A 24,138-nucleotide genomic window follows, 5' to 3' on the forward strand; every position below is an offset into this window, starting at 1 on the left:
CTACTGGAATTCGAAGTTTACCTCTGGGGCGTTTTCGGAGCCCGGAGCGGCTTCGTACCGCGGCATTTCCTCAAAGCCGAACCACCCGGCCAGGATGGAATTCGGGAACTTGCTAATGTGGATGTCGTAGGTATTTACTGCCTCATTGTACCGGTCACGGGCCACATTGATGCGGTTTTCGGTGCCTTCCAGCTGGCTTTGGAACTCCTGGAAATTCTGGGTGGCCTTCAGTTCCGGATAGCGTTCAATGGTAACCAGTAAGCGTGACAGGGCAGAGGTTAATCCGGTCTGGGCTTCCTGGAATTGCTGCAGGTTCTCGGCCGTCAGGTTATTGGCGTCGATGGTGGTGGAGGTAGCCTTGGAACGGGCTTCGATAACCTCCCTCAAGGTGTTGCGTTCAAAATCTGCGGCCCCCTGCACAATGCGCTGCAGGTTGGGGATCAGGTCGCTTCGGCGCTGGTAGGCGCTTTCTACGTTAGACCAGGCCGTTTTGGCGTTGGCCTCCAGTTCCACAGCAGTGTTGTTGATGCCCACAGCCCAGCGGTATACGCCAAACAGGACCACCACAATGATAATCACGGGGATAAGCCATTTTTTCATATCAGCATGTATTAACGGTTAGCACGAATAGGTCGCCCCAAAGAGGCTTCTGTTACACTAGAGCTGGTCTTTGATCTTGATCAGCTCTGCCCTGACCCGCTCCAGTTTGCGGATCAGCTCAAAATTATCCAGCGTTTTCTGCCGGTTTTCCTTCAGGTGGAGTTTGGCCCCGTCCAGGGTAAAGCCGCGTTCCTTGACCAGGTGGTAGATCAGCTCCAGGTTTTTGATGTCTGCAGGGGTAAACTTGCGGTTGCCCTTGGCATTTTTCTTGGGTTGCAGCACATCGAACTCCTTTTCCCAGAATCGGATCAGGGAGGTGTTCACATTAAACGCCCGGGCTACTTCGCCTATGCCGTAATACCGTTTTTCGGGCAGGTCTGCGATCATCAGTCAAGGGATTGGTTCTCCTGGGAGGCGATCTTCAGCATGTTGTCGAATTCCTCTGCCGTAAGGCTTCCGTAGTAGAAGTTGATGGGGTTGATCTTGTTGCCTTCTTTCCATACCTCGTAGTGGAGGTGGGGGGCTTCGGACCGCCCGGTGCTGCCCACAAACCCGATCAGGTCGCCTCGTTTTACGGTCTGTCCCCGCTTTACGTTGTACTTGCTCAGGTGGGCATAAATGGTCATATAGCCGTACCCGTGGTCAATGCGGATATGTTTCCCAAAGCCGGAGGCGTTGTTATCCGCCCGGGTAACCTTGCCGTCTCCCGAGGCGTAAATGGGGGTGCCCCTGGGCGCGGTAAAGTCCATGCCCCAGTGCATTTTCCGGGCTTTGGTAAAGGGGTCGGACCGCCACCCGTAGCCGGAGGCCATACGGGTAAGATCCTCATTGTTTATGGGCTGTATGGCCGGGATGGCTGCCAGCAGTTTCTCTTTTTCCGCAGCCAGTTTGGTGATTTCATCCAGGGATTTGGACTGGATCACCATTTCCTTCTGAATGATCTCCATGCGGCGGGTGGTGGCGATAATCATTTCGGAATTGTCGAATCCTTCCAGGTCCCGGTAGCGGTTAACTCCGCCAAAACCGGCGCGCCGCTGTTCCTCCGGGATGGGGTTGGCTTCAAAATACAGGCGGTAGATATTGTTGTCCCGTTCCTCGATATTGGCCAGCACCTGCTCCATCTGCTCCATTTTCTTGTTGAGCAGCTCGAACCGAAGCTCGTAATTGTTCACCTCCCGCTGCAGGGAAAGTTCCTTGGGGGTGTTAACCAGGCGGGTGTTCAGCAGTACCAAAAGCCCCAATAGCCCAAAAAGGGCCGAGCCTACCAGGAAGAGGAAGATATTGCGGTACTTCCGGGACTTCTTGGGTTCGATCCTCCGGTAGGAAAGCGTATCCGGGTCGTAATAGTACTTAACCTTAGTCATGACGGGATTTTGTCCTATTTTTGTGCCGTTTCGGCACAGGTTCCAACAAAGATAAAAATTGTTTGGATAATCAATCAGTAAAGTAAGCGAAGCTTTTGGTATGACTTCCAGGGAGATAAGAAATACGTTTTTGGAATTTTTCAGGGAGCGGGGGCACCGGATCGTCCCATCCGCCCCGTTGGTGATGAAGGACGACCCCACCCTGCTGTTTACCAACGCCGGGATGAACCAGTTCAAGGAGTATTTCCTGGGGGTTTCCGCCCCCAAGGACCCCCGGGTGGCGGATACCCAGAAATGCCTCCGGGTAAGCGGGAAACACAACGATCTGGAGGAGGTGGGCCGCGATACCTATCACCACACCTTCTTCGAAATGCTTGGCAACTGGAGTTTCGGGGATTATTTCAAGAAAGAGACCATTGCCTGGTCCTGGGAATTCCTGACTGGGGTATGCGGCATTGATCCGGACCGGCTTTACGTGACCATTTTTGAAGGCAGCAAGGATGCCGATGCCCTGGACCGGGACGAGGAGGCTTACCGGATGTGGAAGGAAATCCTGCCCGAGAGCCGTATCCTGCCCGGTTCCAAAAAAGACAACTTCTGGGAGATGGGAGACCAGGGTCCCTGCGGCCCCTGCTCCGAAATCCATGTAGATATCCGCTCGGATGAGGCCCGGGCGAAAACCCCCGGGGCCACCCTGGTGAATCAGGACCACCCCCAGGTAGTGGAGATCTGGAACCTGGTGTTTATACAATACAATCGCAAGGCCGACGGCCACCTGGAGCCCCTGCCGGAAAAGCATATCGACACCGGAATGGGCTTTGAGCGTCTCTGCATGGTATTGCAGGGGGTTCAATCCAACTACGACACCGACCTGTTTACCCCCCTGATCCGCAAGATTGGCGCCATTACCGGTAAGGCCTACGGGCAGTCCGAGGATACCGATATTGCCCTGCGGGTTATTGCGGACCACGTCCGGGCTGTGGCTTTTGCCATTGCGGACGGGCAACTGCCTTCCAATACGGGGGCGGGATATGTAATCCGGCGCATTCTGCGCCGGGCCATCCGGTACGGCTTTACTTTCCTGGGGGCCAGCGAGCCCTTTATGCACCAGCTGGTGGAGACGCTTTGCCAGGTGATGGGGGAGGCGTTCCCGGAACTGGAAAAGCAGCGTACCCTGATCGAAAACGTGGTGCGGGAAGAAGAGGTTTCCTTCCTGAAGACACTGGAACAGGGGCTGGTGCGCCTGGACCACATCCTGGGGGAAACCACCGGAAAAGAAGTGGACGGGGAGCGCGCTTTTGAACTTTACGACACCTTTGGTTTCCCGATTGACCTCACTTCCCTGATCCTGCGGGAGCGGGGGTATACCCTGGATGAAGCCGGCTTCGACAAGGCCATGCAGGCACAAAAAACCAGGTCCAAGGCGGCTTCCGAAGTATCTAAGGAAGACTGGGTGGAAATCCATCCGGGCGAGGCAACCACCTTTCTGGGATATGACCAACTGGAAGCCCCGGCACGTATCCTGAAATACCGGAGGGTGGAAAGCAAAAAACAGGGGGCTCGGTACCAGCTGGTGCTGGACCAGACCCCGTTCTACCCCGAAGGCGGGGGGCAGGTTGGCGACCAGGGTTTCCTGGCCATTGCCGGCGGCCCGCGCCTGGAAGTACTGGACACCCGGAAGGAAAACAATGAGATCCTGCACATCTGCAAGACCCTGCCGGAAGACCCTTCGGCTACCTTCGAGGCTGTGGTGGATGGAAGCAAACGCCGGCTGACGGCCCGAAACCACTCCGCTACCCACCTGTTGCACCAGGCGCTGCGGGAAGTGCTGGGCACCCATGTGGAGCAAAAAGGTTCTGCGGTACACCCCCGGGGGCTGCGCTTTGACTTTTCCCATTTCGCCAAAATGACCCCGGAGGAACTGCAGGAGGTGGAGACGCGGGTCAATACCCGCATTGCCGAAGACCTGCCCTTAATGGAGCAGCGCGCCATCCCCATGGCCGAGGCCAAAGCCCAGGGTGCCATGGCCCTGTTTGGCGAAAAATACGGGGACCAGGTACGCACCATCCGCTTCGGGGATTCCATAGAACTTTGCGGGGGCACCCATGTGGCCCATACGGGTGCTATCTGGCATTTCAAGATTGTTTCCGAAAGCGCCATTGCCGCCGGGATTCGCCGGGTAGAAGCCATTACCTCAGATGCGGTAAGGGACTATTATGCCGCCCAGGAACAGACCCTGGAAGCGGTTCGGGAGCTGCTGAAGCACCCTGCAGACCCCATAGAAGCCGTAGGCGGGTTGCAGGCGGAAAATGCCCGGCTCAAAAAAGAGATTGAAGCCCTGAAAAAGGAAAAGGCCGGACAGGTGAAAGACGAATTGCTGCGGGAAATCCGCGAAACCAACGGGGTACACTTCCTGGCCCGGGAGGTAGATCTGGATGCCGCCGGTATGAAGGACCTGGCCTTTGAGCTGGGGCAGGGCTATAAGGACCTGTTCCTGCTGCTGGGGGCCCGGCAGGGGGAGAAGGCCCTGCTTACCTGCTACATTTCCAAGGAACTGGCCGGGGCTTCCGGCCTGAATGCCGGGGCAATAGTCCGCGAGCTCGGGAAACACATACAAGGCGGCGGTGGCGGCCAGCCCTTCTTTGCCACGGCCGGGGGTAAAAACCCCGGGGGCATCCCCCAGGCCCTGGAGGCGGCTGAAGGCTATCTGCCCAAGGCATAACCTGTTGCGGCGGTGAAATGGGCAACTGAAATATCCATCCCTCAGGGGGCTGCCCCCCTGGATTACCAGAGCCGCATAGTCCTGATGGGTTCCTGTTTCGCCACCCATATGGGCGAACGGCTGCACTATTACCAGTTCCAACAAACCACCAATCCCTTTGGCGTGATATTCCACCCGGCGCCTATGGCAGACCTGGTGCACCGCGCCCTGGGTGGGAAGTCCTTCGAGTCTTCCGAACTTTTCGAAAACCAGGGATTGTGGCGGTGTTCGGCTGTCCATTCCACCCTGGCTCACCCCAACCCGGAGCGGGCCCTGGAACAGCTGAATACGGCCCTGGAACACCTGGGTGCCACCCTTCGTGAAGCCTCCCATCTGATCCTGACTCTGGGCACGGCCTGGGGCTACCGGGACCGGGAAACCGGGCAGCTAGTGGCCAATTGCCACAAGCGGCCTGCTGCGGCCTTTGAAAAGGAATTGATGGCCCCCGATGCCCTTGCCGGGGTGCTCATGGGGATGGGCATCGCCTTGCGGCAGGCTAACCCGGGTATCCGCATCATACTTAGTGTTTCCCCCGTGCGGCACATCCGGGACGGGATGGTGGCCAGCCAGCGGTCCAAGGCGCACCTGGTCACCGCAGCCCATCAGATGGCGGACGCCGGGATGGGGCACTATTTCCCCGCTTATGAACTCCTGGTGGACGAATTGCGGGACTATCGGTTTTATGGGGCAGACCTGGTGCATCCCAACGAAGTGGCGGTAGGTCATATCTGGGAACGTTTTTCCGGGGCCTGGGTTGCTCCCGGCGCCCGCCCGGTTATGGAAGAAGTGGCCGAAGTCCGTCGCGGGCTGGCCCACAGGCCCCTGAACCCGGAATCCGAAGCCCACCTGGCATTTCTGCAATCCCTGAGCCGGAAAATGGAAGGGCTGCTGGCGCGATACCCCCATATGGCGTTCGAAAACCCGACCTCCTGAAACATTTGAGGGATTTCCTCGTCTACTTGAAGTACAAAACACTTATCTATGTTGCGCAACCTTACCGGGGGATGGGCGATCCTCTTTGTATTGCTGGGTCTTTCGGCCTGCCGCCAGCCCGAACCGCCCGTGTTGGATTACGAAATCCACAAAGCCGAATACCAGGGGATGCCTGCCCTGGAGGTACACATGACTTTCCAGGCACCCGATAGCGCCGTGGCCCATGTGCAGTATCAGGACGAGGCCTGGGGGGAGCAGGGCCTCTTTGGGGCCATCCGCGATGTGAAGTTGCTGGAGGGCGAAGGCCGGGTAGCGGTGCTGCCGGACAGCAACCGGGTGGAGCTCCATGGGGTGGCACCGGGTTCCCTGCTGCAACTGGCCTATACCGTGGTGCAGGACCAGCCCGAGGCCGAAGGTGGCCCGGACCGCAGCTACCGGCCTATTGTGACCCCGGAGTATTTCCACGTGTTTTCCCATAACCTGTTTATGATACCCGCTTACCTGGATACCGAGCAGGAGACCCCTGTACATTTTCGGCTGCACTGGAGCGGCTGGGATCAGCCTGAAGTCGTGCACAATAGCTTTGGCAGCAACCAGCGGGAACAGGATCTGGGTGTCCTGACGGTTGCGCGCTTTCACAGCGCTATCTTCACCGGTGGGGATTTTCGCATTTATACCGATACCATCGACGGGAATGCGCTCCATCTGGCCACGCGGGGCCAGTGGGTGCCCTTTACGGACCGGGATGTTATGGAGGTACTCAGCCAGACCGTGCGCGCACAGCGCAGGTTCTGGGGCGACCACAGCCAGAGGTATTTCACCGTTACCATGCGGCCCTACCCCCTGGATCGCGGTTCCAGTTTCCAGGGGACCGGGCTTACAAACTCTTTTGCCACTTCGGTTTCCAACAATGTGGAGACCGAACTGGACCAGCTGCTTTACCTGTTTAACCACGAACTGATGCACAACTGGATTGGGCATACCATCGAGAACGAAGCGGAAGAGGCCCAGTACTGGTTCAGCGAGGGGTTCACCGAATACTACACGATGAAGAACATCGCCAGTTATGGGATTGGCGGGAAGGACTGGGGGTGTTTTATCGCGTACCTAAACGAAACCATCCGCCTGCTGGAGACCTCCCCGGTGCGGGAGGAGCCCAATAGTGCCATTACCTACGAAAACTTCTGGGGTAACCGGGACTACGAGAAACTGCCATACCGAAGGGGCATGCTCTTCGCCTTTTACCTGGACCAGCAGATCCGGGCGGTTAGCGACAAAACCAAAAGCCTGGATAACCTGATGCGGGACATTCTGCAGGAGGTGCGACAAACCGGGGTCCGCCTCAATGCCAACTTGTTCGTGGAAAAGGCCCGTCCGTATCTGGTAGAGGACCTGGCCCCGTTTTTTGAGGCGCATATAGAACAGGGCGTGCCCCTGCCCCTGGAGGGCCTGTTAACCTCCCTTGGCCTGGAGTTTACCATCGGGGCGGATGTCTTCGACCTGGGGTTTGCATTTGACCCGGACCGGTCCTTTGTACAATCCGTGGATTCCGCTTCGGCGGCCTATGCCACCGGACTGCGCGAGGGCGACCGCGTCGTTTCCAGAAGCATTTATATGGGCAGTACCCACAAGGAAGTGGAATTAGTGGTACTGCGGGATGGTAAACGGATTCCCATCCAGTATTTTCCTATTCGCCGGGCACCCGTGCTGCAACTTCTGGACAGCCCCGAGAACCAGGCGTGGTTTAGTAAGTGACCCGCTGGCCGCGCGCCAGGGAAATGCCGTCGTCGATCAGGTGGCCCACTTCCGGGCGTTGTTGTTTAACGGCTTCCAGGTGTTCCAGGATTTCCAGCGCAAAAGCCTGGTCCCGGGCTCCGTTAGCCAGCTCGAAAAGTTCTACGGATAACAACCAGTCTTCCGGGAAGCGGGTAGCGGCCTCCTTCAGTACCTTGTTGCGGGAGATAGTGGTATTGGTGCCTTCCCGGTATTGCCGCACCTGCCCGTAAAGGCGTTCCAGGTCCTGGCGTTCCGGGTCCTTCTCCACTTTGATGGTCTGGGTTTGGGGCACGTGGCTGATCAGGTTAAAGCTGTTCAGGTCTGCAGGGCCGTTGAAGGCCGAACGGATTTCCTGGCCTACAGCCATGTGATACAGTCCCCACTCCGGGAGGAACAGGGCTTCGTCCCCGTAAAGCACCTTGCAATCTTCAAAGGTGATCAGGATGATCTCGCCCCTCAGGTTGCGGGTGCCGGTAATAATGCGGCCTTCTACGGTAATGCCCCCTTCAAATTCCAGGCGCACCCGTTCCCCTTCGTAAATATTGTAGGCTTTCAGGTCCCTGGGACTCATGTCCTCAATGGCCAGGTTTATGCCCTTTAGTTTGCCCACCGGGGAGCCAAAGCCTTCGGGGTGGTGGGCCGTACTGTGGCCGATCAGTTCCTTTTCCCGGTAGGAGAGGGCCGTCGGGCCTTCGGTTTGGAGGTAGACCGGTTTGCCTTCGTGGGCAATGGCGCGTTTAAAGGTGCCGGAGATCTGCAGGCCCGTACTTAGTTCTACCGTGCCCAGGGCTGCGGAGGCAATCAGTTTTTCCAGGCCGCTTAAGCCCCCTCGCCGCAATGCCATGGTGCCCGCAAACTCTTCGAGCACCTGGCTCAGGTAGGCAAAATCCGGGGTAACGAACAGCTGGGGCTGGGGTTTGGTAATGTCGAAAGCGGTGTGTGCCGCTTCAATAGAGTAAGGAATTTTTTTCACCTGTTCCGTCATGCACCAGCTGCTTTCCCCGATAGAAGACAAGAGGCCGGCCCCATAGATTTTGGGGTCTTCCACTGTCCCGATCAGGCCGTATTCCACGGTCCACCAGTGTAGGTTCCGGATCAGGGCCATCTCGCTGGGCGGCCCCATATTCTCCTGCAGGGATTCAATTTTTTCCTCGGCGGCCGTAATAGCCTCAGGTGGGGTACCCGGGGCTTCCTTGATGATGGACAGGTGGCGCACGGCCTCGTATAATTCGTAATCTTTGGCACTGGAAATGGCCTTACACCCGATTTCCCCGAAGCGCCTCAGGTATTCCGCGTATTCCGGGTTGGCAATGATAGGGGCATGGCCGGCACCCTCGTGGATAATATCCGGGGCCGGGGTGTATTCAATATGGTCCAGCTGCCGGATGTCCGAAGCGATCACCAGCACATTGTAGGCCTGGAATTCCATAAATGCGGCCGGGGGGATAAACCCATCCACCGCCACGGCTGCCCACCCGATTTCCTTGAGGATGCGGTTCATCCCGTACATATTGGGGATGTGGTCTACGGTAATCCCGGTTTTGGAGAGGCCGGGCAGGTAGGAGGTGTGGGCCACGCGACTCAGGTAATCCACGTTTTTGCGCATCACGTACCGCCAAACCGCCTGATCTATGGGGGAGTAATCCTCGTAGTTCTGGGGTTTGATAAACTGCCGCAGGTGTTTGGGCAGCCGGTCCAGGATCGGGTTGCTTTCGTAGCTCATGCCGCTTTGATTTTTACCACTCTAAAGATACGAAAACCCGGGGGGATCCATAAAAAACCCCGCCGGGGGGCGGGGCATATAAGATCAATTGGCCACCAGGGCATCCGGCGGATACTGGGAAAGGATGCGGGATACAAATTCCCGGATCCGGGCCTCTTTCTTTTCGATGTTCTGGCCGCTGCCCAGGGTTCCTGTCCCCCGGCCCTGCCAGACGAGTTCTTTTTTGCGGGCGTCAATCAGGTCAATATAGAGGGCGCCCTCGGTACGGGTGCTCACATTAGGGCCCCACATGCCCGGGCCCCACCATCCGGCACCACCCCAGTACGGGCCCCAGCCCCAGCCCCAACCAAAGTTGTTGTTGTAGACATTTACGCGTTCCTTCTCGGTGGTAAAGATGCTGACCAGCAGGTCCGGGTTCTCGGATTTAACCATTCCGCGGGCATTCATTTCCGCCTCAATGGCCCGAAGGATCCGCTTTTTGTCCAGATCCGAAATCTGGGCCTTGTCAATTCCGGTCTTGTAAAAGGCATAGGTTTGGTATTCCCCGAAGTTGGCGCTTCGCTCGTAATCGGAGAGGACGCGTACGGAGGTACAGCTGCCCAACAACCCGATCCCGGCCACGATCAGGGTAAGTTTTAAAAGGGTTCTCATAACGTTATGGGTTTTAGCAATCTTTCTATTAAAGTAACAAAAATCATGCCGGATACCCTACGTTTTTAGCCCGGTTTTAACATCAAAACCATAGGGGCAATGGCGGCAACCGCTCTGACAGCAGTATCCCCGTTTTAACAGGTATTGTTCCGTAAAGACCCGGTAGCCCTCCGGGGTCCAGTAGTAATCCCCATCTTCCAGGGGTGGGTTGCGGTTCATCGGAAATGCGTGGTTCTGGACGCAAAAATACGCATCCCCATACAATGGGGCGGCATGGCGCGGCGTTCTGGATACAACCCGTCCCCTGTAATTCCATATGCAGGCGCCCGACAAAAATTTTATCTTTGGGTTAAGGCGAACCCGGCCCAGTGCTATGATTGTCGTTTTCAAACACTTGTTCTACCGTTCCTATGTGGGGCTTTCCCTCTGGCCTTTTATTTTTCTAAAAGCACCTGAGCTCAGGGCAGATGCCACCCTGATTAACCACGAACGGATCCACCTGAGGCAACAGGCAGAGCTGTTGCTATTCTTTTTTTATGCCTGGTACCTCTGTGAATGGCTGCTCCGTGCCCTTTACTACCGGGATGCGTACAAGGCCTACCGGAACATCTCTTTTGAGCGGGAGGCTTATGCCTGCGAAAAAGACCCGGGCTACCTGGTCAAAAGACGGCCCTATCAATTCCTTTCCTATATAACCCAGGCAGCCCTGCCGGTGTGAAAGCGCTAACGGAAATCCTGGAGCTCCCCGAGGCGCAGCAGGCAGGCGTAACCCTCCATATACGCAGGGAAGATCTGTTGTTTCCGGACCTTTCCGGGAACAAATACCGCAAGCTCAAATACAACCTTGAGGCGGCCCGGGAAGCAGGGGCAAACCGGCTGCTTACCTTTGGCGGGGCTTATTCCAACCACATCCACGCCGTTGCCGCCGCCGGAAAGGCTTTCGGGTGGGAAACAGTAGGCCTGATCCGGGGGGAGGAACTGTCAGGTGCCCCGCGCAACCCGACCTTGCAGGATGCCGAAGACAACGGCATGCACCTGGTGTTTTTGACCCGGTCCGATTACCGCAGGCGAAACGACCCGGATTTTGTGAAGACGTATCTGGAGCGTTACGGCCCGGCTTATGTACTGCCGGAAGGGGGGAGCAATGCACTGGCCCTGCGCGGCTGTTCCGAAATTCTGCAGCCCGGAGATGAACATTACAACACCATCTGTTGCGCTACAGGTACAGGGGGTACCCTGGCCGGTCTGGCCCTTGGGGCAAATACAGGGCAACGGGTGCGCGGGTATGCCGTGGTACGGGATCCGGGGCTGGAATCGCAGCTTTCCGCATGGGCGCCGGGTGCGCCCTGGACACTGGTCCGCGATTACGACTTCGGGGGCTATGCCAAGGTGCCGCCTGCCCTGGTGGCCTTTGTCAATGCCTTCCGCGAACGTACCGGCATCCCGCTGGACCCCGTCTATACCGGAAAAATGCTCTTTGGCGTTCTGGAGGACCTCCGCAGCGGACGCCTGGCACCCGGTAGCCGGGTGTTGCTGATCCACACCGGGGGGCTGCAGGGGATACGGGGGGTCAATCGGGAATTGCAGAAAAAGAACTTACCTTTGTTGCAGGTATGAAAAAGATTTGGATTTGCGGGATTTTGCTGGGCGCCATCCTGACCGGATGCGGCACCAAACGCCGCAGTATGGCCCGGGGCGCCGAAGACAACCGGAACACCTCGGGGACGAATACGGACCGGCGGGCTTCAGGGACATCGGAGGCATTTGTCTTTATCGAGGCCGCTTCCCCCGAGGATTACATCCGCATCTTTTCGGATATTGCCATGGATGAGATGCGGGAATACAGCATCCCGGCCAGTATTACCCTGGCGCAGGGCCTGTTGGAAAGCGGCTTTGGAAAAGGCGAGCTTACCCGGAAAACCAACAACCATTTCGGCATCAAATGCCATACCGGTTGGGACGGGGAATTTGAGCGTCACGACGACGACGAACGGGACGAATGTTTCCGCAAATACAACCACCCCAGGCACTCCTACCGGGACCACAGCCTGTTTTTGAGTACCCGGTCCCGATATGCTGCCCTCTTTGAGCTGGAGCCGGACGATTACCGGGGGTGGGCCAGGGGGCTGAAGGCGGCCGGTTATGCCACTGACCGCAAGTACCCCCAGAAATTGATCCATCTTATTGAGCGCTACGGCCTCTACCACTATGACGAATGGGTACTGGGCCGCCCCAGCCGCAGGGAGGGCGTGGCCGCATCCGAAGCCGGGGGACATACCTACCAGGTCCGGGCCGGGGATACCCTCTACGGGATTTCCCGGAAGTACCAGATGACCGTAGACGAACTCAAAGCCCTGAACGCCCTTGAGGGAGATTCCCTGTCTATAGGCCAGGTACTGAAGGTCAAACCTGATAATTCAAGAAAATAACATGCGCTACCAGCGAAGCAGTGCCCTGTTCCAGCAGGCCAGCCAGGTGTTGCCCGGAGGGGTGAATTCCCCCGTGCGCGCCTTCAAAGCCGTGGGGGGTACCCCCGTATTTGTAAAACACGCCCAGGGCGCTTATTTCTGGGACGAGGACAACAACCAGTATATCGATTACATCGCCTCCTGGGGCCCGCTCCTGTTCGGGCATGCCCACCAGGCCGTTTTGGACGCCGTGATCGGCAGGGCCAAAAAGGGGACCTCCTTCGGGATGCCCACTGCCCTGGAAACCGAACTGGCGGAGCTGGCCGTTTCCCTGGTGCCCAACATTGACAAGATCCGTTTTGTAAACAGCGGCACGGAGGCCTGTATGAGCGCCATCCGCCTGGCCCGGGGGTATACCGGGAAAGATAAAATCATCAAATTTGCGGGATGCTACCACGGCCATGCCGATGCCTTCCTGATACAGGCAGGCAGCGGGGCGGTGACTTTTGGCAGCCCCAACAGCCCAGGGGTAACGGCCGGTACGGCCCAGGATACGCTGTTGGCCCGGTATAACGACCTGGAAAGTGTGGATGCCCTGCTGCAAGCCAACAAGGACTCCATCGCAGCCGTAATCCTGGAACCGGTGGCCGGGAACATGGGGTGCATCCCCCCGGACCCGGGATTCCTGCAAGGGTTGCGCGAGCGGTGTACACAAGAAGGCATCCTGCTTATTTTTGACGAGGTAATGACCGGTTTCCGCCTGGCTGCAGGCGGTGCCCAGGAAGCCCTTGGTATCCCGGCGGATATGGTGGCCTTTGGAAAGGTCATCGGGGGCGGACTTCCGGTAGGAGCCTTTGCCGCCTCGGCCGAGATTATGTCACACCTGGCACCGGAAGGCCCGGTGTACCAGGCGGGGACCCTGAGTGGCAACCCCCTGGCCATGAGCGCGGGCCTGGCCATGTTGCAGACCCTGGCTGCGGACCGGCAGGTGTTTACCCGCCTGGCGGAAAAGACCGCCTACCTGCATCAGGGGCTGGAAGCCGCTCTTAAGGATAGTGGTATATCCTACCGGATCAACCGGATGGGCTCCATGATTTCCGTCCATTTTACAGACGAAGATGTACGGGATTTTGAGTCTGCTGCCAAGGGGAACAATGAGAAGTTCAAAGCGTATTTCCACGGCATGCTGGACAGGGGCATTTACCTGCCCCCCAGCGCTTTCGAAAGTTATTTCCTGAACGATGCCCTGTCTTACGAAGACCTGGACCGGACCATAGCGGCCGCCGGGGAAGTATTCAGGAGTATGGGTTAATATGTCAGTACTGCGGCAGGATACCCTGTAGCTCTTTGCTGTATTCCTTTTGAAGTTGTTTTTCGCGGTCGGTATAGGCTTTGCCCTGCCGCTGCGGGAATTGCCGGTGCAGTAAAGCGCGGGCTTCGAAGTATTTTTCACAGGCATCGAACAATTTCCTTTGTTTGGAAGGATTGTCTATCCCAAAGGTCTCGGCCAGGTGCTGGCTTTCGCGCATGGCTTCCCAGCTGGCCTCGGATTTTTCCTCCCTGTCTGGGGCGTCTTGATTCCATGCGGCACGGTCGTCTGCCTTGCCGCGCTGCAGGTTGGCTTCTCCCCTATGGGCATCTTTATCCTTTTTTTCCTGGCTATGGTGTGGGTTGCCCTGCCTGTTTTGCTGGGCATTCAGGGAAGCAGAGCCCAGGATCAGGGCCATCAAGAGCGGGATGTGAAATTTCGGTTTCATCACTTCGGTTTTTTATACAACGTTACCGTTGTCCGAATCGTATAAAAAAACAGGGCATAGCCCTGTCTTTTCAATGTCTGCGTCCTTCTTTGCGGTGTGGGCCGCGGGGGCGCTTACCCCGGTGCTCTTTGCGGAGGGCCTGCCATTTTTCGAACTGGGCCGCGGTGAGAATTTCCTTCAGGTTGCGTTGCATGGCAATCTGCCGGTCCATCCGGGCATTCATGTGCTCAAAGCGTTTCCCCGGGTCGGGCGCTGCGGTACTATCCCGTCGGGCCGGCCGGTTTTCCTGCCGCCATTGCATTTCCTGCTCCAGCAGGGATTGTACCTGAGACTGTTGCCTGGCGTCCAGGTTCAGGGCCAGGGTCATGCGTTTGCTTTGCAGTTCCGCCGCCTGGGCCGGGCTAAGCCGCTCCTGTTGTTGGCGGTGCCCCGGGCCCTGTTGGGCCGAAAGGCTGAGCCCGCCTAAGAGGAGGGCTGTAAGGATCCAGTGTTTCATGGGTTTGGGATTTAAAGGTTTATACCTCTAAGAATCCCAAAGCGGGAAAGCGTTTAATGCCAGGTAGAAATTTACCAAAGCCTTAACACCTCAGGTCCCTTAGAAGTGGGCAGAGGGGATAGGGGAAGTTTCTACAGCTTCGGCCAGTGGCTGCCGATCCAGGGTATCGCTGTCGGAATCGGGGGTCATTTGGTTGTAAACCAGGGCGCTGATGGCGAAGGCCAGGAGGTAGATCAGACTCTTGATTTTGTAGGCATTCATCTGTTCGGGGCTTTTGGGTAACTCAAAGATAGGGTACCCCCCCGGGGGTATTGTCCTTAATGTTGCCAAACGGGGGCTTCCTGTGGTTAAGCGGCGGGAAGGTGTAGTCAGGCGGGCAGCGTTTTTGCCCATTGTGCCTTGACCAAGCATTTTATCGATAAAAACTACCCGTTAATCGATTGTAAAGCGTAACAGGGCCTTTGTGCGTTTTTAAAATAAAGTTAATTCGGCACCTTGCTTGTAACAACGGGGTCTAATCCCCGTCTATATAAGCAGATAGGTCTCCTGAATGGCAGGCCTTTTCGCCAAGACAGCATTTTCTCATTTCTGTCAGGTATTTTGAATTAGTCAGCCGCAAAACCCCTGTTCACAGGGGTTTTGTGTTTAGAATAGCCAGGGGATCACAAACTGAAAGACCAGGACCAGCAGCAGAATGGAAATACAATTCAGGATAAAGCCCACCCGCGCCATCTGGTGAACCCGGATATAACCGCTGGCAAAGACGATGGCATTGGGTGGCGTGGCCATGGGCAGCATAAAGGCACAGCTGCTGGCAATGGTTACGGGGATGAGCAGGTGGAGCAGGGGAACGTCCAGCCCGATAGCAATCCCGGCAACTACGGGGGCCAGAACGGCAACCAGGGCCACGTTGCTCATCAGCTCTGTCATAAAGAGCATCAGGGCAATAAGCAGCACTGCGGTGAGCAGGATGCTGATTTCACTGCTGGCAATGGCACCGGAGACCAGATCTACCAGCCCGCTGGAAGACATGCCGCGCGCCAGGGCGAGCCCGCCCCCGAACAGGATCAGGATACCCCAGGCCAGGCGGGAGGTGTCCTCCCATTGCAGGATGAACTCCCCCTTGCGCAGCTTGTAGGGAAAGGCAAACAGCAGGATGGCCCCAAACATACTGATGGCCGTATCGGTGAGGCCCAGCCCGGGAATGAGGTTATTGATCAGGGTGCGGAAAATCCAGAGGAACACGGTGATGCCGAAGATGGTCAGCACGCGTTTTTCCCGCCCGCTGGGCGGGCCGAGCTTTTGGAGCTCCGTGCGGATTACGTCCCGGGAGGCCCCGAATTGCAAGCCTTTGCAGGGAAACATCCACTTGACCAGCACCAAATAGGAAATCCCGATTAAGAGTATCGAGATGGGCAGGCCCAGGGTCATCCACCGCAGGAAGGAGATCTCGATCTGATATTCGTTTTCCAGCAGCCCGATCAACACCGAGTTGGGGGGTGTGCCAATGACCGTAGCAATGCCGCCGGCGTTGGCAGAAAAGGCGATGCCCAGCATCACGCTCAGGGCAAAATTCCGGTCTTTTTGGGTAAAGCCGTCCGCATCGTCAATAAGCAGGTGGATCACCGACAGGGCAATAGGCAGCATCACCACGGTACTCGCAGTATTGCTGATCCACATGGACAGGGATGCGGTGGCGATCATAAACCCGAGGATCACCCGCTCCGGGCCGGTCCCGGTCCGGTTGATAATGGTCAGGGCAATGCGCTTGTGGAGGTTTACTTTTTCCAGGGCCAGGGCCAGGACAAAGCCCCCGAAGAACAGGAAAATGATAGGGCTGCCGTAGTTGGCGCCCACATCGGCCAGTTCCATGACTCCCAACAGCGGAAAGAGCAGCAGGGGCAAAAGGGCAGTTACCGAAATGGACACCGCCTCGGTGATCCACCAGACCACCATCCAGGCCGCTACGGCCATCACGGGATCGCCTTCCGGGGAGATCAGGTTGCCGGGGATATTCAGCAAGAGGAGGAATAGCAGCGGGCCGGCCAGCAGCCCGATTAGTTTGGAGCGCTCCATGGGGTTTGGGTTTGGCCCCCTAAACTAGGATTTTTTTGGCAAGGGTGAAATGCGCAAGGGTTCAATTTAACTATGGGCAGCGGTTCACGAAACCAAAAGGCGTATTCCCTCAATGCCCCTTGGAAAGGAGAGAAGATGGAGGCAATTTAAAGGGACCATCAAAAGATTATCCTATGAGAACGATCCGAATGATCCCGGTGCTGCTGATCGGAGCCTGGGGACTGGCCCAGCATCCGGCCGGCCTGAACGAAGAAGCATGGTTCGATACCCTGGTGGAGGCATACCAGGCAGGAGATTACTGGACTGCCCTGCTGGGGTTTGAGCGGTTTGCAGACACCTACCCTGGGTCAGACCTGGCGGCCAGGGCCTGGTATAACCGGGCCTGCCTGCTCAGGGAGGTGGGTAAACCCGATCAGGCCATTGCAGCCTTTACCCGTATCATGAACTCGGATTTTGACGAGTTGGAAGCCTATGGGGGTATTATGGAGCAATATGCCCTTTACAAGAATCGCAGCGCCAAAAACCTGGCCGAACTTTACCTCGAAGCGGGCGATTACCAGCAGGCCGGAAAGTACATCTACCAATTTGACAGGGAATACCCCTACCAGCATTTTTGCGGTAATGAGCTCACGGCAGACGCCATTTATACGGCCACTATGTATGCCCGTTATTACCATGGGACCGGCAAACATGAAAAGGCCATTCGCAAATTGCTCCCCTATGCCTTTGGCAATGGGCTGGCGGGAAACCATACTGTGCAGGAATTATTGATAGAATACCTGCCTGAAACCTTCGACCGGAAAACGGTACAACAGGAACTCCAGGCCGCTTTGGAAAGCTTTACCGCCCAAAGTAAATCCAACGGCACCCTAAAGATGTTCGGGGTCAAAATCCCGGTGAGCGAATATGCCTTTTATGATACGCCAGCCACTATTTCTGCTGGTACAGCCGAACTGAGCTGGACAGCTAAACTGGAGGTCTTACTTCGGGAACACCCCGTGTTTGGCCGCTACCTTACCCCTTAACGCGGGCCAGGAGGCCGGCATCGGTTTTGATCACCTCAAAGAGTCCTTTTTTGCTAAGGGCTTTGGTGGCCTTGTCCCATTTTTTGTTGCTCAGGCCCACCTCTTCCTTCAGGGCAGCCAGGTCCATTTCGCCGGCGGGTTTCAGGGCTTCCAGGATGGCTTTTTCTTCCTCGCTGAGTTCCACGGGCTTGGCCTCGGGTTTCATTTGCGGAAAGAAAAGTACCTCCTGGATGGAGGCATTGTCGGTCAGGAGCATCACCAGCCGGTCAATCCCGATTCCGATCCCAGAGGTGGGGGGCATACCAAATTCCAGGGCGCGCAAAAAGTCCTGGTCAATAAACATGGCCTCGTCATCCCCTTTCTCGGAAAGCCGAAGCTGGTCTTCAAAGCGCTCTCGCTGGTCAATCGGGTCGTTCAGCTCGGAATAGGCATTGGCGATTTCCTTGCCGTTCACCAAGAGTTCGAAGCGCTCCGTAAGCCCGGGCTTGGACCGGTGGGCCTTGGTGAGCGGGCTCATCTCCACGGGGTAGTCTGTAATGAAGGTAGGCTGCACATAATGGTGCTCACAGCACTCCCCGAAAATGGTATCGATGAGCTTGCCCACGCCCATGCTGTCATCTATCTCCAGCTCCAGTTTCCGGACTACGTCCCGCAACTGTGCCTCGTCCATCCCCGCCACATCGAAACCGGTATGCTCCTTAATGGCGTCCAGGATGGGTACACGGGGGTAGGGCGCCTTAAAGTCGATGGTCTGCCCCCAGGCTGTTATCCGGGTGGCGCCATTGGCTTCCAGGGCCACCTGCTCCAGCAGGCGCTCGGTGGTATCCATCATCCAGTGGTAGTCCTTGTAGGCCACATAGAGTTCCATAACCGTAAACTCCGGATTGTGGGTACGGTCCATCCCTTCATTCCGGAAATCCTTGGCGAACTCGTACACCCCTTCAAAACCACCCACAATCAGGCGTTTCAGGTATAATTCGTTGGCAATCCTCAGGTAGAGGGGAATGTTCAGGGCATTGTGGTGGGTCACAAAAGGCCTGGCCGTAGCTCCTCCCGGGATGGGTTGCAGGATGGGGGTTTCCACCTCCAGGTATCCCTTGTCGTTAAAGAATTTGCGGATAGTGTTGGTGACCCGCGTGCGTTTCTCGAAGGTTTCCTTAACCTGGGGGTTAACCACCAGATCTACGTACCGCATGCGGTAGCGCTGCTCCGGGTCATTAAACTGGTCATAGACCTTGCCTTCCCCGTCGGTTTTGGGCAGGGGCAGGGGACGAAGGGATTTGCTTAACAGGGTGAGCTGGCGTACCAGCACCGTTATTTCGCCCACCTGGGTGGTGAACAACTCCCCTTCAATCCCGATAATATCGCCAATATCGAGCAGTTTCTTGTAGACCTCGTTGTAGAGGGTCTTATCTTCCCCCGGGCAGATTTCGTCCCGGTTGAAATACAACTGGATCCGGCCGGTGCTGTCCTGCAGTTCGGCAAAGGAGGCCTTTCCCTGGATACGGCGGGACATGAGCCGCCCGGCCATCACCACCTTCCGGCCTTCCTGGTAATTCCCGTGGACCTCCGAGGCGTAAGTGTCTACGTGGTATTGGGCAGCCGGGTAGGGGTCTATGCCCATTTCCCGGAGTTTTGCCAGTTTTTCCCGCCGAATGGCTTCCTGCTCAGACAATTGCATGCATCTATGGATTTAGCGCTGCAAATATAGGGCCTCTGGCCGAACTCTCCATACAATCGGCAGGCCCGGCTGTAACAATTTGGGACGGTGTCCGACATATAGGTGAAATTCATCAAAAAACGTCCCCATCATGAGCTTCCTTCGGGTGTTGCTGGCCATCCTGTTTCCGCCCCTCTCCGTACTGGACCGGGGTTGCGGTTCCGTTTTGATTGTCTTACTTTTAACCTTATGCGGATGGGTCCCGGGCGTTATTGCGGCCCTGGTGATCCTGAACAATCCTAAATAGCACGCCTTTGAAACCATTTTTTTCCCTCCTGGGGTTGCTTTGCCTGGGGCTTACTGCCTGTAATTTTACCGAGGAAGTCTACCTGCAACCCGACGGGTCCGGTTCCGTGGCCTTCAGTATGGACGCCTCTGCCCTGATGGCCCTTGCCGCCGATGCGGATTCTCCTCCCGAGGAGCCCGTGGATACCGTCATGTATTTTTCGGACATGTTGCGCGAGAAACAGGACAGCATATCGGCCCTCCCCCTGGCCGAGCAGCAACGCCTGGCCCGGCTGGAACCCTACCGCCTGCATATGACCATGGAGCCCGAAGCGGAGCGTTTTACCTTCTCCCTGGAGCGGGATTTCACCGATATTTCCGAAGTGGGCGACTCCTTCAATGCCTTCCAGGAAGCCGGCGCCCTGAACCCGGACAACGGCGATTCCCCCATGGGAGCAGCCACTGAACTGCAGCAGAGTACCGCTGTGGACTTTTCCTTTGCCTCCGGGCGTTTTAAGCGCAGCGGCCGTATTGTGGATGCGGACTTGCACCAGCAGCGGCTCGACAGCCTGGAAGGCGCCGCGGCCTTCCTTGGGGGCGCTACCTATACCCTTAAAATTCACTTCCCCAGCAAGGTTCGATCCAGCACAGCCTCGGATGCGACCTTGAGCCTGGAGGGCAAGACCCTGGTTCGGGAAGTAGACCTGCTGGAATACCTGCGCGACCCCACCCTGCTGGACATGGAGGTGGAGTTGGAAAAATAGCCGCCCGCATTGCGTACCTTTGCCCCATGAACAAGCAGATTGTGTTTCGCGATCTGGGTTTTCGGGATTACAAGCAGGCCTGGGACGACCAGGAAGCCCTTTTCCAGGAAATCCTGCAGTTAAAATCGGCCAATCGCAAGGCAGCGGTACCGGTCCCAACCCCCAATTATTTCCTTTTTGTGGAGCATCCGCACGTCTATACCCTGGGTAAAAGCGGGGACAAAAACAACCTGCTGGTACCCGAAGCCGTTTTGAAGTCCAGGGGCGCGAGCTTTTATCACATAAACCGAGGCGGGGATATTACTTACCACGGCCCGGGGCAGGTGGTGGGCTATCCCATCCTGGACCTGGAAAACTTTTTTACGGACATCCACAAATACCTGCGGTTACTGGAGGAAATGGTAATCCTGACCCTGGCCGACTACGGCCTGAAAGGGGAACGCTCCCAGGGGGAGACGGGGGTATGGCTGGACGTTGGGACCCCTCGTGCGCGTAAGATCTGCGCCATGGGCGTACGCGCCAGCCGCTGGGTAACCATGCACGGGTTTGCCCTGAACGTGAATACGGACCTTTCCTATTTTGACCTGATGGTGCCCTGCGGGATTCGCGATAAAGGGGTGACTTCCCTGAGTGCCGAACTCGGTCGGCACCTGCCCATGGAAGAGGTGAAAACCCGGCTGCAGCAGCACTTCCTTGAACTTTTTGGGGGCCGAAACAGCCTAGACTCTTAGCGTTGTAAGCGGTACACGGCCACGGAACTGTCCCGGAACTTCACCACCAGTTCGGGGTTGCGGTCCCCGTCGATGTCTGCCATATCCGGAAGGCCATTGGACTCTACCGGGAAGCCCGGGAGGGACACGGCATTGGAGCGGAACAGGAACAGCTGTTGGGTTTGGATGTCGGTAACCGCCACGTATATAATGTCGTTCAGGTAAAACATACGCGGAGGGGTGTATACGCCCAACTCCAGTTCGGCCCGGTTTCCCCTAACCCGTAAAATATTGTCGTCCATCAAAGACAACGTCTTGGCGGTGGCGAACATCCCGTGGTCCGCATTCAGGTTCATGGGCGTGCGGCTGATCTTCCCCTGGGGGTCTATAGCAATCAGGTTCCCGCCCCGGTCGGTAAAGGCAAAGGTGTTGCGGTAGAGGAATACCCCATTATCGGAGTAGTCGAAGGTTTCCCGTACCCGCACCCGGGTATCGCCTACCCGGTTCCGGATCTCCAGGCGCCCGTTTTCCAGCCGGAACACCAGGTAGTCCCTGCTGCCGACGCGGAAATGCTGGGCCGGGCCTAGCACGGCGCTGCCGGCATCTCTATATTTGAAGCCAGTAACGTTCCTTCCCTGTCCGTCCAGCATATGGATGGTTGAACCCTGGGCCACCACCAGACGGTAGTTCCGGTTGTTCTCGTAATCAAAGACCGCCAGAGCGCCCAGGTTACCCCCTTCATAAACCCTGGGGAATGGGGCTACCGGGTTGCCATTGCGATCCAGCACTACAACCCGGTCCGGCAGGGAAAATGCCATTTGCAAACGCTCATTTCGAAACAGGTCTACCTGATGGATAGTTCCTAAAATGGGTCCTTTCAGCGTTTTTTTCCAGAAGAGCTTCCCCGTATTCGAAAACAGGTATAGCTGGTTCTGGTCGTCCTGCACGGCAATATCCATTTGGCCGTTCAGGTGGTTTTTCAGCAAGTAGGGGCCCGCGGCAACCTTACCGTCCAGCCTGAGCTGGAGGAGCTGGCTAACGCCCTTGCCGCTGCCTGAAGGATCGTCCTTTTTCCGGAACTGGTATTCCAGCAGGTCATAGGAGGCATTGCTGTTGATCTGGGCGGCATAGAGGTAGTCTTCTGGCAGATGGGACGCAGCTTTTTGGGGGAGCCCCAAAAGGACCCCGGGGTCACTAAAATATCCCGAGGCGGAAGGGTTTTCAACAAGGGCCATGGCTGTGGATGCGTTGGTCAGGTAGGTGTCCATGGCCTGGAAGGCAGGGTCCTGCCCGTAGGTGTCTTTCCGGGTAATGGCGCTTATGGTGTTGCGCAGGGTTTCCGGGGAACGCCCAAATAGGAAGGTGGTGCCCGTACGGGCGTAGTGGGTCCAGTCCGGCGCTGTATTCAGCAAGGGTTCAAAAGCTTGTTTGATCGGGGCTTCCGGGCTCAGGTCATAGAGGGTGGCTCCCTGAAATTCCACAGCGCCGGAGCGGTGGGGTTGTAAAAACTCCGTAAGGCTTTCCGCATTCAGGGCTTGGAGCACCAATAGGGGCTGCCCATCCCATTCTGCCAGGGCCAGTTGTTCGGTGCTTTCCACTAGAGCCCGGTAGGTGTTTTCATTGGCCCGAACTTCCTTTTGGTTATCCAGAAAGCGCCCGGGATCTTGCAGGGAAAAACCAGCCAGGGAAGAGGCCCCGGCAGGGACGCGATCCAACAGCTCCCCCAGGGGCAGCGGGGGAATACCCCGCAGCAGTTTTCGGTTGTCCCAAAGGCTGTCCGGCCTGTTTTCCAGGCCCTGGGCAAAGAGTGCGTCCGCCGGCATGCGCAGATCGTAGGCCGTCCAGGCGGCTTGCGGGCCCGGGGCCGGCTCAGGCAGTTCGCCAAGCAGGAAGATTTCCAGGGGGTGCAGTCCGGTTTCCGGATAGCAGAGTGTAACGGCCGCTTCGCTATTTGCAGTTTTCAGGGCGCGCGCCAGTTCCGGGAACCGGTTTTCGGCGGCCTGTGAGTTTAGGAATTCAGGTGTGCTGGCTACCAGACGCAAGGAACCTTTTCGGGCCGTGAAAAGCCCGGAGTCTTCGGGGAGGGCCCATTCCGGGGGGAGGGACTCCCCGGCCTGCAGGTCCAGGCTGTCCTCCAGAGCGGTCATGGGTTGGTCAAAGAGCAGCAGCCAATGGGAAAGGGTGTCTTCCCGGGCGGTAAAGGCAAGCAGGGCACCCTGCCCGGGGTCCAGGGCCAGGATCTCCTCCAGCCGGCTTTCCAGGGGGGTAGGCCCCAGGGATTTCCGGTAATGGGCCAGTAGGGCGTTGTTCCGGAGTTCTGCACGTAGTTGTTCCGGGTAGGGGATGGAAAGCACCAGGGCGGTGGAATCCGGCAGGAGGTCCAGGGGGCGGGCTTCGCGGTCTGCCCGCGGATGGCATCCCAGGGTAAGAAGGACTATCAGTAAGGGCAGCAGGATATAGGGCCGCATGGAATCAACAGGCTTTGGCACAAAAGTAGGACCTAGAATTGAAATTTCAACTGCTCGGGCAGCAGGCGGAAACTTTTCCGGTGGTAGGGGGTGGGGCCCAGGCGGGCCAGGGCTTCCCGGTGTTCTGTGGTCGGGTAGCCCTTGTTTTTGGCCCATTGGTATTCGGGGTGGGTGGCATGTATACGTTCCATGTAACGGTCCCGTTCGGTCTTGGCCAGCACCGAGGCTGCCGCGATATTCAGGAAGCGTCCGTCGCCTTTGATCAGGCATTCATGCGGCACGTCGCCAAAGGGGATAAACCGATTGCCGTCCACAGCGATGGCCTCGGGTGCAGGGTCCAGTTGGCTCAGGGCCCGGTGCATGGCTTCAATAGAGGCTTTAAGGATATTTATGCGGTCGATCTCCTGTGGTCCTACATGTGCTATCGCATAGGTCAGGGCTTCTTTCCGGATCATCGGTGCCAGGATTTCCCGCTGGGCCGCGGAGAGTTTTTTGGAGTCGTTTAGCATCGGGTGGCGAAACCCTTCAGGCAGAATGACGGCCGCAGCCGTGACGGGCCCGGCCAGGCATCCGCGGCCTGCTTCGTCCGTTCCGGCCTCCATAAAGCATCTGAAATAGGGTTTAAGCATGGTTTTGGGGTTGCTACAGGTGTTTTACGGTTTAAAAAGCCTCCTAAAAATT

At 57.1% G+C, this 24,138-nt stretch carries 24 protein-coding genes; 11 read left to right on the forward strand and 13 right to left on the reverse strand.

Annotation, left to right across the window (positions count from 1 at the left end; genetic code table 11):
• Genes OZ410_RS06515 through OZ410_RS06525 form a run of 3 tightly spaced genes read right to left on the reverse strand, consistent with a single transcriptional unit; the run spans position 1 to position 1,964 of the window.
• A complete protein-coding gene (locus OZ410_RS06515; RefSeq protein ID WP_277707117.1) occupies positions 1–600 on the reverse strand; it encodes a LemA family protein in 600 nt (199 codons plus the stop codon).
• 57 nt (positions 601–657) lie between these two features.
• Complete coding sequence (locus tag OZ410_RS06520; protein WP_277707118.1) at positions 658–987, reverse strand: MerR family transcriptional regulator; 330 nt, start codon at positions 985–987, stop codon at positions 658–660.
• Positions 987–1,964, reverse strand: a complete 978-nt coding sequence (locus tag OZ410_RS06525) for a M23 family metallopeptidase (protein WP_277707119.1) — start codon at positions 1,962–1,964, stop codon at positions 987–989. The genes OZ410_RS06520 and OZ410_RS06525 overlap by 1 nt, the downstream gene beginning before the upstream one ends.
• Before the next feature lie 100 nt (positions 1,965–2,064).
• On the opposite strand from OZ410_RS06525, the gene alaS reads away from it, so the two are divergent.
• The 3 genes from alaS to OZ410_RS06540 are packed head-to-tail and all read left to right on the forward strand — an operon-like array spanning position 2,065 to position 7,413.
• Positions 2,065–4,686: an alanine--tRNA ligase gene (alaS, locus tag OZ410_RS06530; protein ID WP_277707120.1), complete on the forward strand. Its 2,622-nt coding sequence runs from the start codon at positions 2,065–2,067 to the stop codon at positions 4,684–4,686.
• A gap of 12 nt (positions 4,687–4,698) precedes the next feature.
• Positions 4,699–5,658 (forward strand): GSCFA domain-containing protein, encoded by a 960-nt coding sequence (locus OZ410_RS06535; protein WP_277707121.1) that lies wholly within the window; start codon positions 4,699–4,701, stop codon positions 5,656–5,658.
• A gap of 48 nt (positions 5,659–5,706) precedes the next feature.
• A complete protein-coding gene (locus OZ410_RS06540) occupies positions 5,707–7,413 on the forward strand; it encodes a M61 metallopeptidase family protein (RefSeq protein WP_277707122.1) in 1,707 nt (568 codons plus the stop codon).
• Here the strand turns inward: OZ410_RS06540 and OZ410_RS06545 are convergent.
• The 3 genes from OZ410_RS06545 to OZ410_RS06555 all read right to left on the reverse strand — a co-directional run bounded on the left by OZ410_RS06545 (position 7,403) and on the right by OZ410_RS06555 (position 10,027).
• Positions 7,403–9,157, reverse strand: a complete 1,755-nt coding sequence (locus OZ410_RS06545; protein WP_277707123.1) for an aromatic amino acid hydroxylase — start codon at positions 9,155–9,157, stop codon at positions 7,403–7,405. The two genes, OZ410_RS06540 and OZ410_RS06545, sit on opposite strands and share 11 nt — an antisense overlap.
• 84 nt (positions 9,158–9,241) lie before the next feature.
• Entirely contained in the window at positions 9,242–9,808 is a 567-nt protein-coding gene (locus tag OZ410_RS06550) for a DUF4136 domain-containing protein (RefSeq protein ID WP_277707124.1), read from the reverse strand.
• Positions 9,809–9,865: 57 nt separating this feature from the next.
• Positions 9,866–10,027 (reverse strand): C1orf53 family protein, encoded by a 162-nt coding sequence (locus OZ410_RS06555; RefSeq protein WP_277707125.1) that lies wholly within the window; start codon positions 10,025–10,027, stop codon positions 9,866–9,868.
• A 154-nt stretch (positions 10,028–10,181) separates the two neighbouring features.
• Here OZ410_RS06555 and OZ410_RS06560 point away from each other — a divergent pair, with 154 nt between their 5' ends.
• From OZ410_RS06560 to hemL, 4 genes are read left to right on the forward strand one after another with little or no spacing between them, the layout of a single operon-like run.
• Positions 10,182–10,526, forward strand: a complete 345-nt coding sequence (locus OZ410_RS06560) for a hypothetical protein (protein ID WP_277707126.1) — start codon at positions 10,182–10,184, stop codon at positions 10,524–10,526.
• A complete protein-coding gene (locus tag OZ410_RS06565) occupies positions 10,523–11,425 on the forward strand; it encodes a 1-aminocyclopropane-1-carboxylate deaminase/D-cysteine desulfhydrase (protein ID WP_277707127.1) in 903 nt (300 codons plus the stop codon). Before OZ410_RS06560 ends, OZ410_RS06565 begins: the two co-directional genes overlap by 4 nt.
• Positions 11,422–12,237 carry a glucosaminidase domain-containing protein gene (locus OZ410_RS06570; protein ID WP_277707128.1) on the forward strand — a complete coding sequence of 272 codons (816 nt, stop codon included), beginning with the start codon at positions 11,422–11,424 and terminating at the stop codon, positions 12,235–12,237. The genes OZ410_RS06565 and OZ410_RS06570 overlap by 4 nt, the downstream gene beginning before the upstream one ends.
• A gap of 1 nt (position 12,238) precedes the next feature.
• Positions 12,239–13,528, forward strand: coding sequence for a glutamate-1-semialdehyde 2,1-aminomutase (gene hemL / locus OZ410_RS06575; RefSeq protein WP_277707129.1), 1,290 nt, complete (start codon positions 12,239–12,241; stop codon positions 13,526–13,528).
• 4 nt (positions 13,529–13,532) lie between these two features.
• Here hemL and OZ410_RS06580 read toward each other — a convergent pair whose 3' ends face one another.
• From OZ410_RS06580 to OZ410_RS06595, 4 genes are all read right to left on the reverse strand, one after another.
• Complete coding sequence (locus OZ410_RS06580) at positions 13,533–13,973, reverse strand: hypothetical protein (protein WP_277707130.1); 441 nt, start codon at positions 13,971–13,973, stop codon at positions 13,533–13,535.
• Between the two features lie 70 nt (positions 13,974–14,043).
• Positions 14,044–14,469: a hypothetical protein gene (locus OZ410_RS06585; RefSeq protein ID WP_277707131.1), complete on the reverse strand. Its 426-nt coding sequence runs from the start codon at positions 14,467–14,469 to the stop codon at positions 14,044–14,046.
• A 99-nt stretch (positions 14,470–14,568) separates the two neighbouring features.
• Positions 14,569–14,730 (reverse strand): hypothetical protein, encoded by a 162-nt coding sequence (locus tag OZ410_RS06590; protein ID WP_277707132.1) that lies wholly within the window; start codon positions 14,728–14,730, stop codon positions 14,569–14,571.
• 384 nt (positions 14,731–15,114) lie between these two features.
• Positions 15,115–16,545, reverse strand: coding sequence for an SLC13 family permease (locus tag OZ410_RS06595; RefSeq protein WP_277707133.1), 1,431 nt, complete (start codon positions 16,543–16,545; stop codon positions 15,115–15,117).
• A 173-nt stretch (positions 16,546–16,718) separates the two neighbouring features.
• Here OZ410_RS06595 and OZ410_RS06600 point away from each other — a divergent pair, with 173 nt between their 5' ends.
• Positions 16,719–17,570, forward strand: coding sequence for a tetratricopeptide repeat protein (locus OZ410_RS06600; protein WP_277707134.1), 852 nt, complete (start codon positions 16,719–16,721; stop codon positions 17,568–17,570).
• Here OZ410_RS06600 and lysS read toward each other — a convergent pair.
• Positions 17,560–19,251, reverse strand: coding sequence for a lysine--tRNA ligase (gene lysS / locus OZ410_RS06605; RefSeq protein ID WP_277707135.1), 1,692 nt, complete (start codon positions 19,249–19,251; stop codon positions 17,560–17,562). The two genes, OZ410_RS06600 and lysS, sit on opposite strands and share 11 nt — an antisense overlap.
• A 130-nt stretch (positions 19,252–19,381) precedes the next feature.
• On the opposite strand from lysS, the gene OZ410_RS06610 reads away from it, so the two are divergent.
• Genes OZ410_RS06610 through lipB form a run of 3 tightly spaced genes read left to right on the forward strand, consistent with a single transcriptional unit; the run spans position 19,382 to position 21,010 of the window.
• On the forward strand, positions 19,382–19,537 hold the full coding sequence (locus tag OZ410_RS06610; RefSeq protein ID WP_277707136.1) for a YqaE/Pmp3 family membrane protein: 156 nt from the start codon (positions 19,382–19,384) through the stop codon (positions 19,535–19,537).
• A 7-nt stretch (positions 19,538–19,544) separates the two neighbouring features.
• Positions 19,545–20,279, forward strand: a complete 735-nt coding sequence (locus OZ410_RS06615) for a hypothetical protein (RefSeq protein WP_277707137.1) — start codon at positions 19,545–19,547, stop codon at positions 20,277–20,279.
• A gap of 26 nt (positions 20,280–20,305) precedes the next feature.
• A complete protein-coding gene (gene lipB, locus OZ410_RS06620; RefSeq protein ID WP_277707138.1) occupies positions 20,306–21,010 on the forward strand; it encodes a lipoyl(octanoyl) transferase LipB in 705 nt (234 codons plus the stop codon).
• Here the strand turns inward: lipB and OZ410_RS06625 are convergent.
• Both OZ410_RS06625 and OZ410_RS06630 read right to left on the reverse strand, forming a co-directional pair.
• Positions 21,007–23,457 carry a hypothetical protein gene (locus OZ410_RS06625; RefSeq protein ID WP_277707139.1) on the reverse strand — a complete coding sequence of 817 codons (2,451 nt, stop codon included), beginning with the start codon at positions 23,455–23,457 and terminating at the stop codon, positions 21,007–21,009. The genes lipB and OZ410_RS06625 overlap by 4 nt on opposite strands.
• 32 nt (positions 23,458–23,489) lie before the next feature.
• A complete protein-coding gene (locus OZ410_RS06630; RefSeq protein ID WP_277707140.1) occupies positions 23,490–24,086 on the reverse strand; it encodes a ribonuclease HII in 597 nt (198 codons plus the stop codon).
• Positions 24,087–24,138 lie beyond the last annotated feature (52 nt).

Origin of the sequence: Robiginitalea aestuariiviva (assembly GCF_029537735.1) — a bacterium.
GTDB classification, from domain to species: Bacteria; Bacteroidota; Bacteroidia; order Flavobacteriales; family Flavobacteriaceae; genus Robiginitalea; species Robiginitalea aestuariiviva.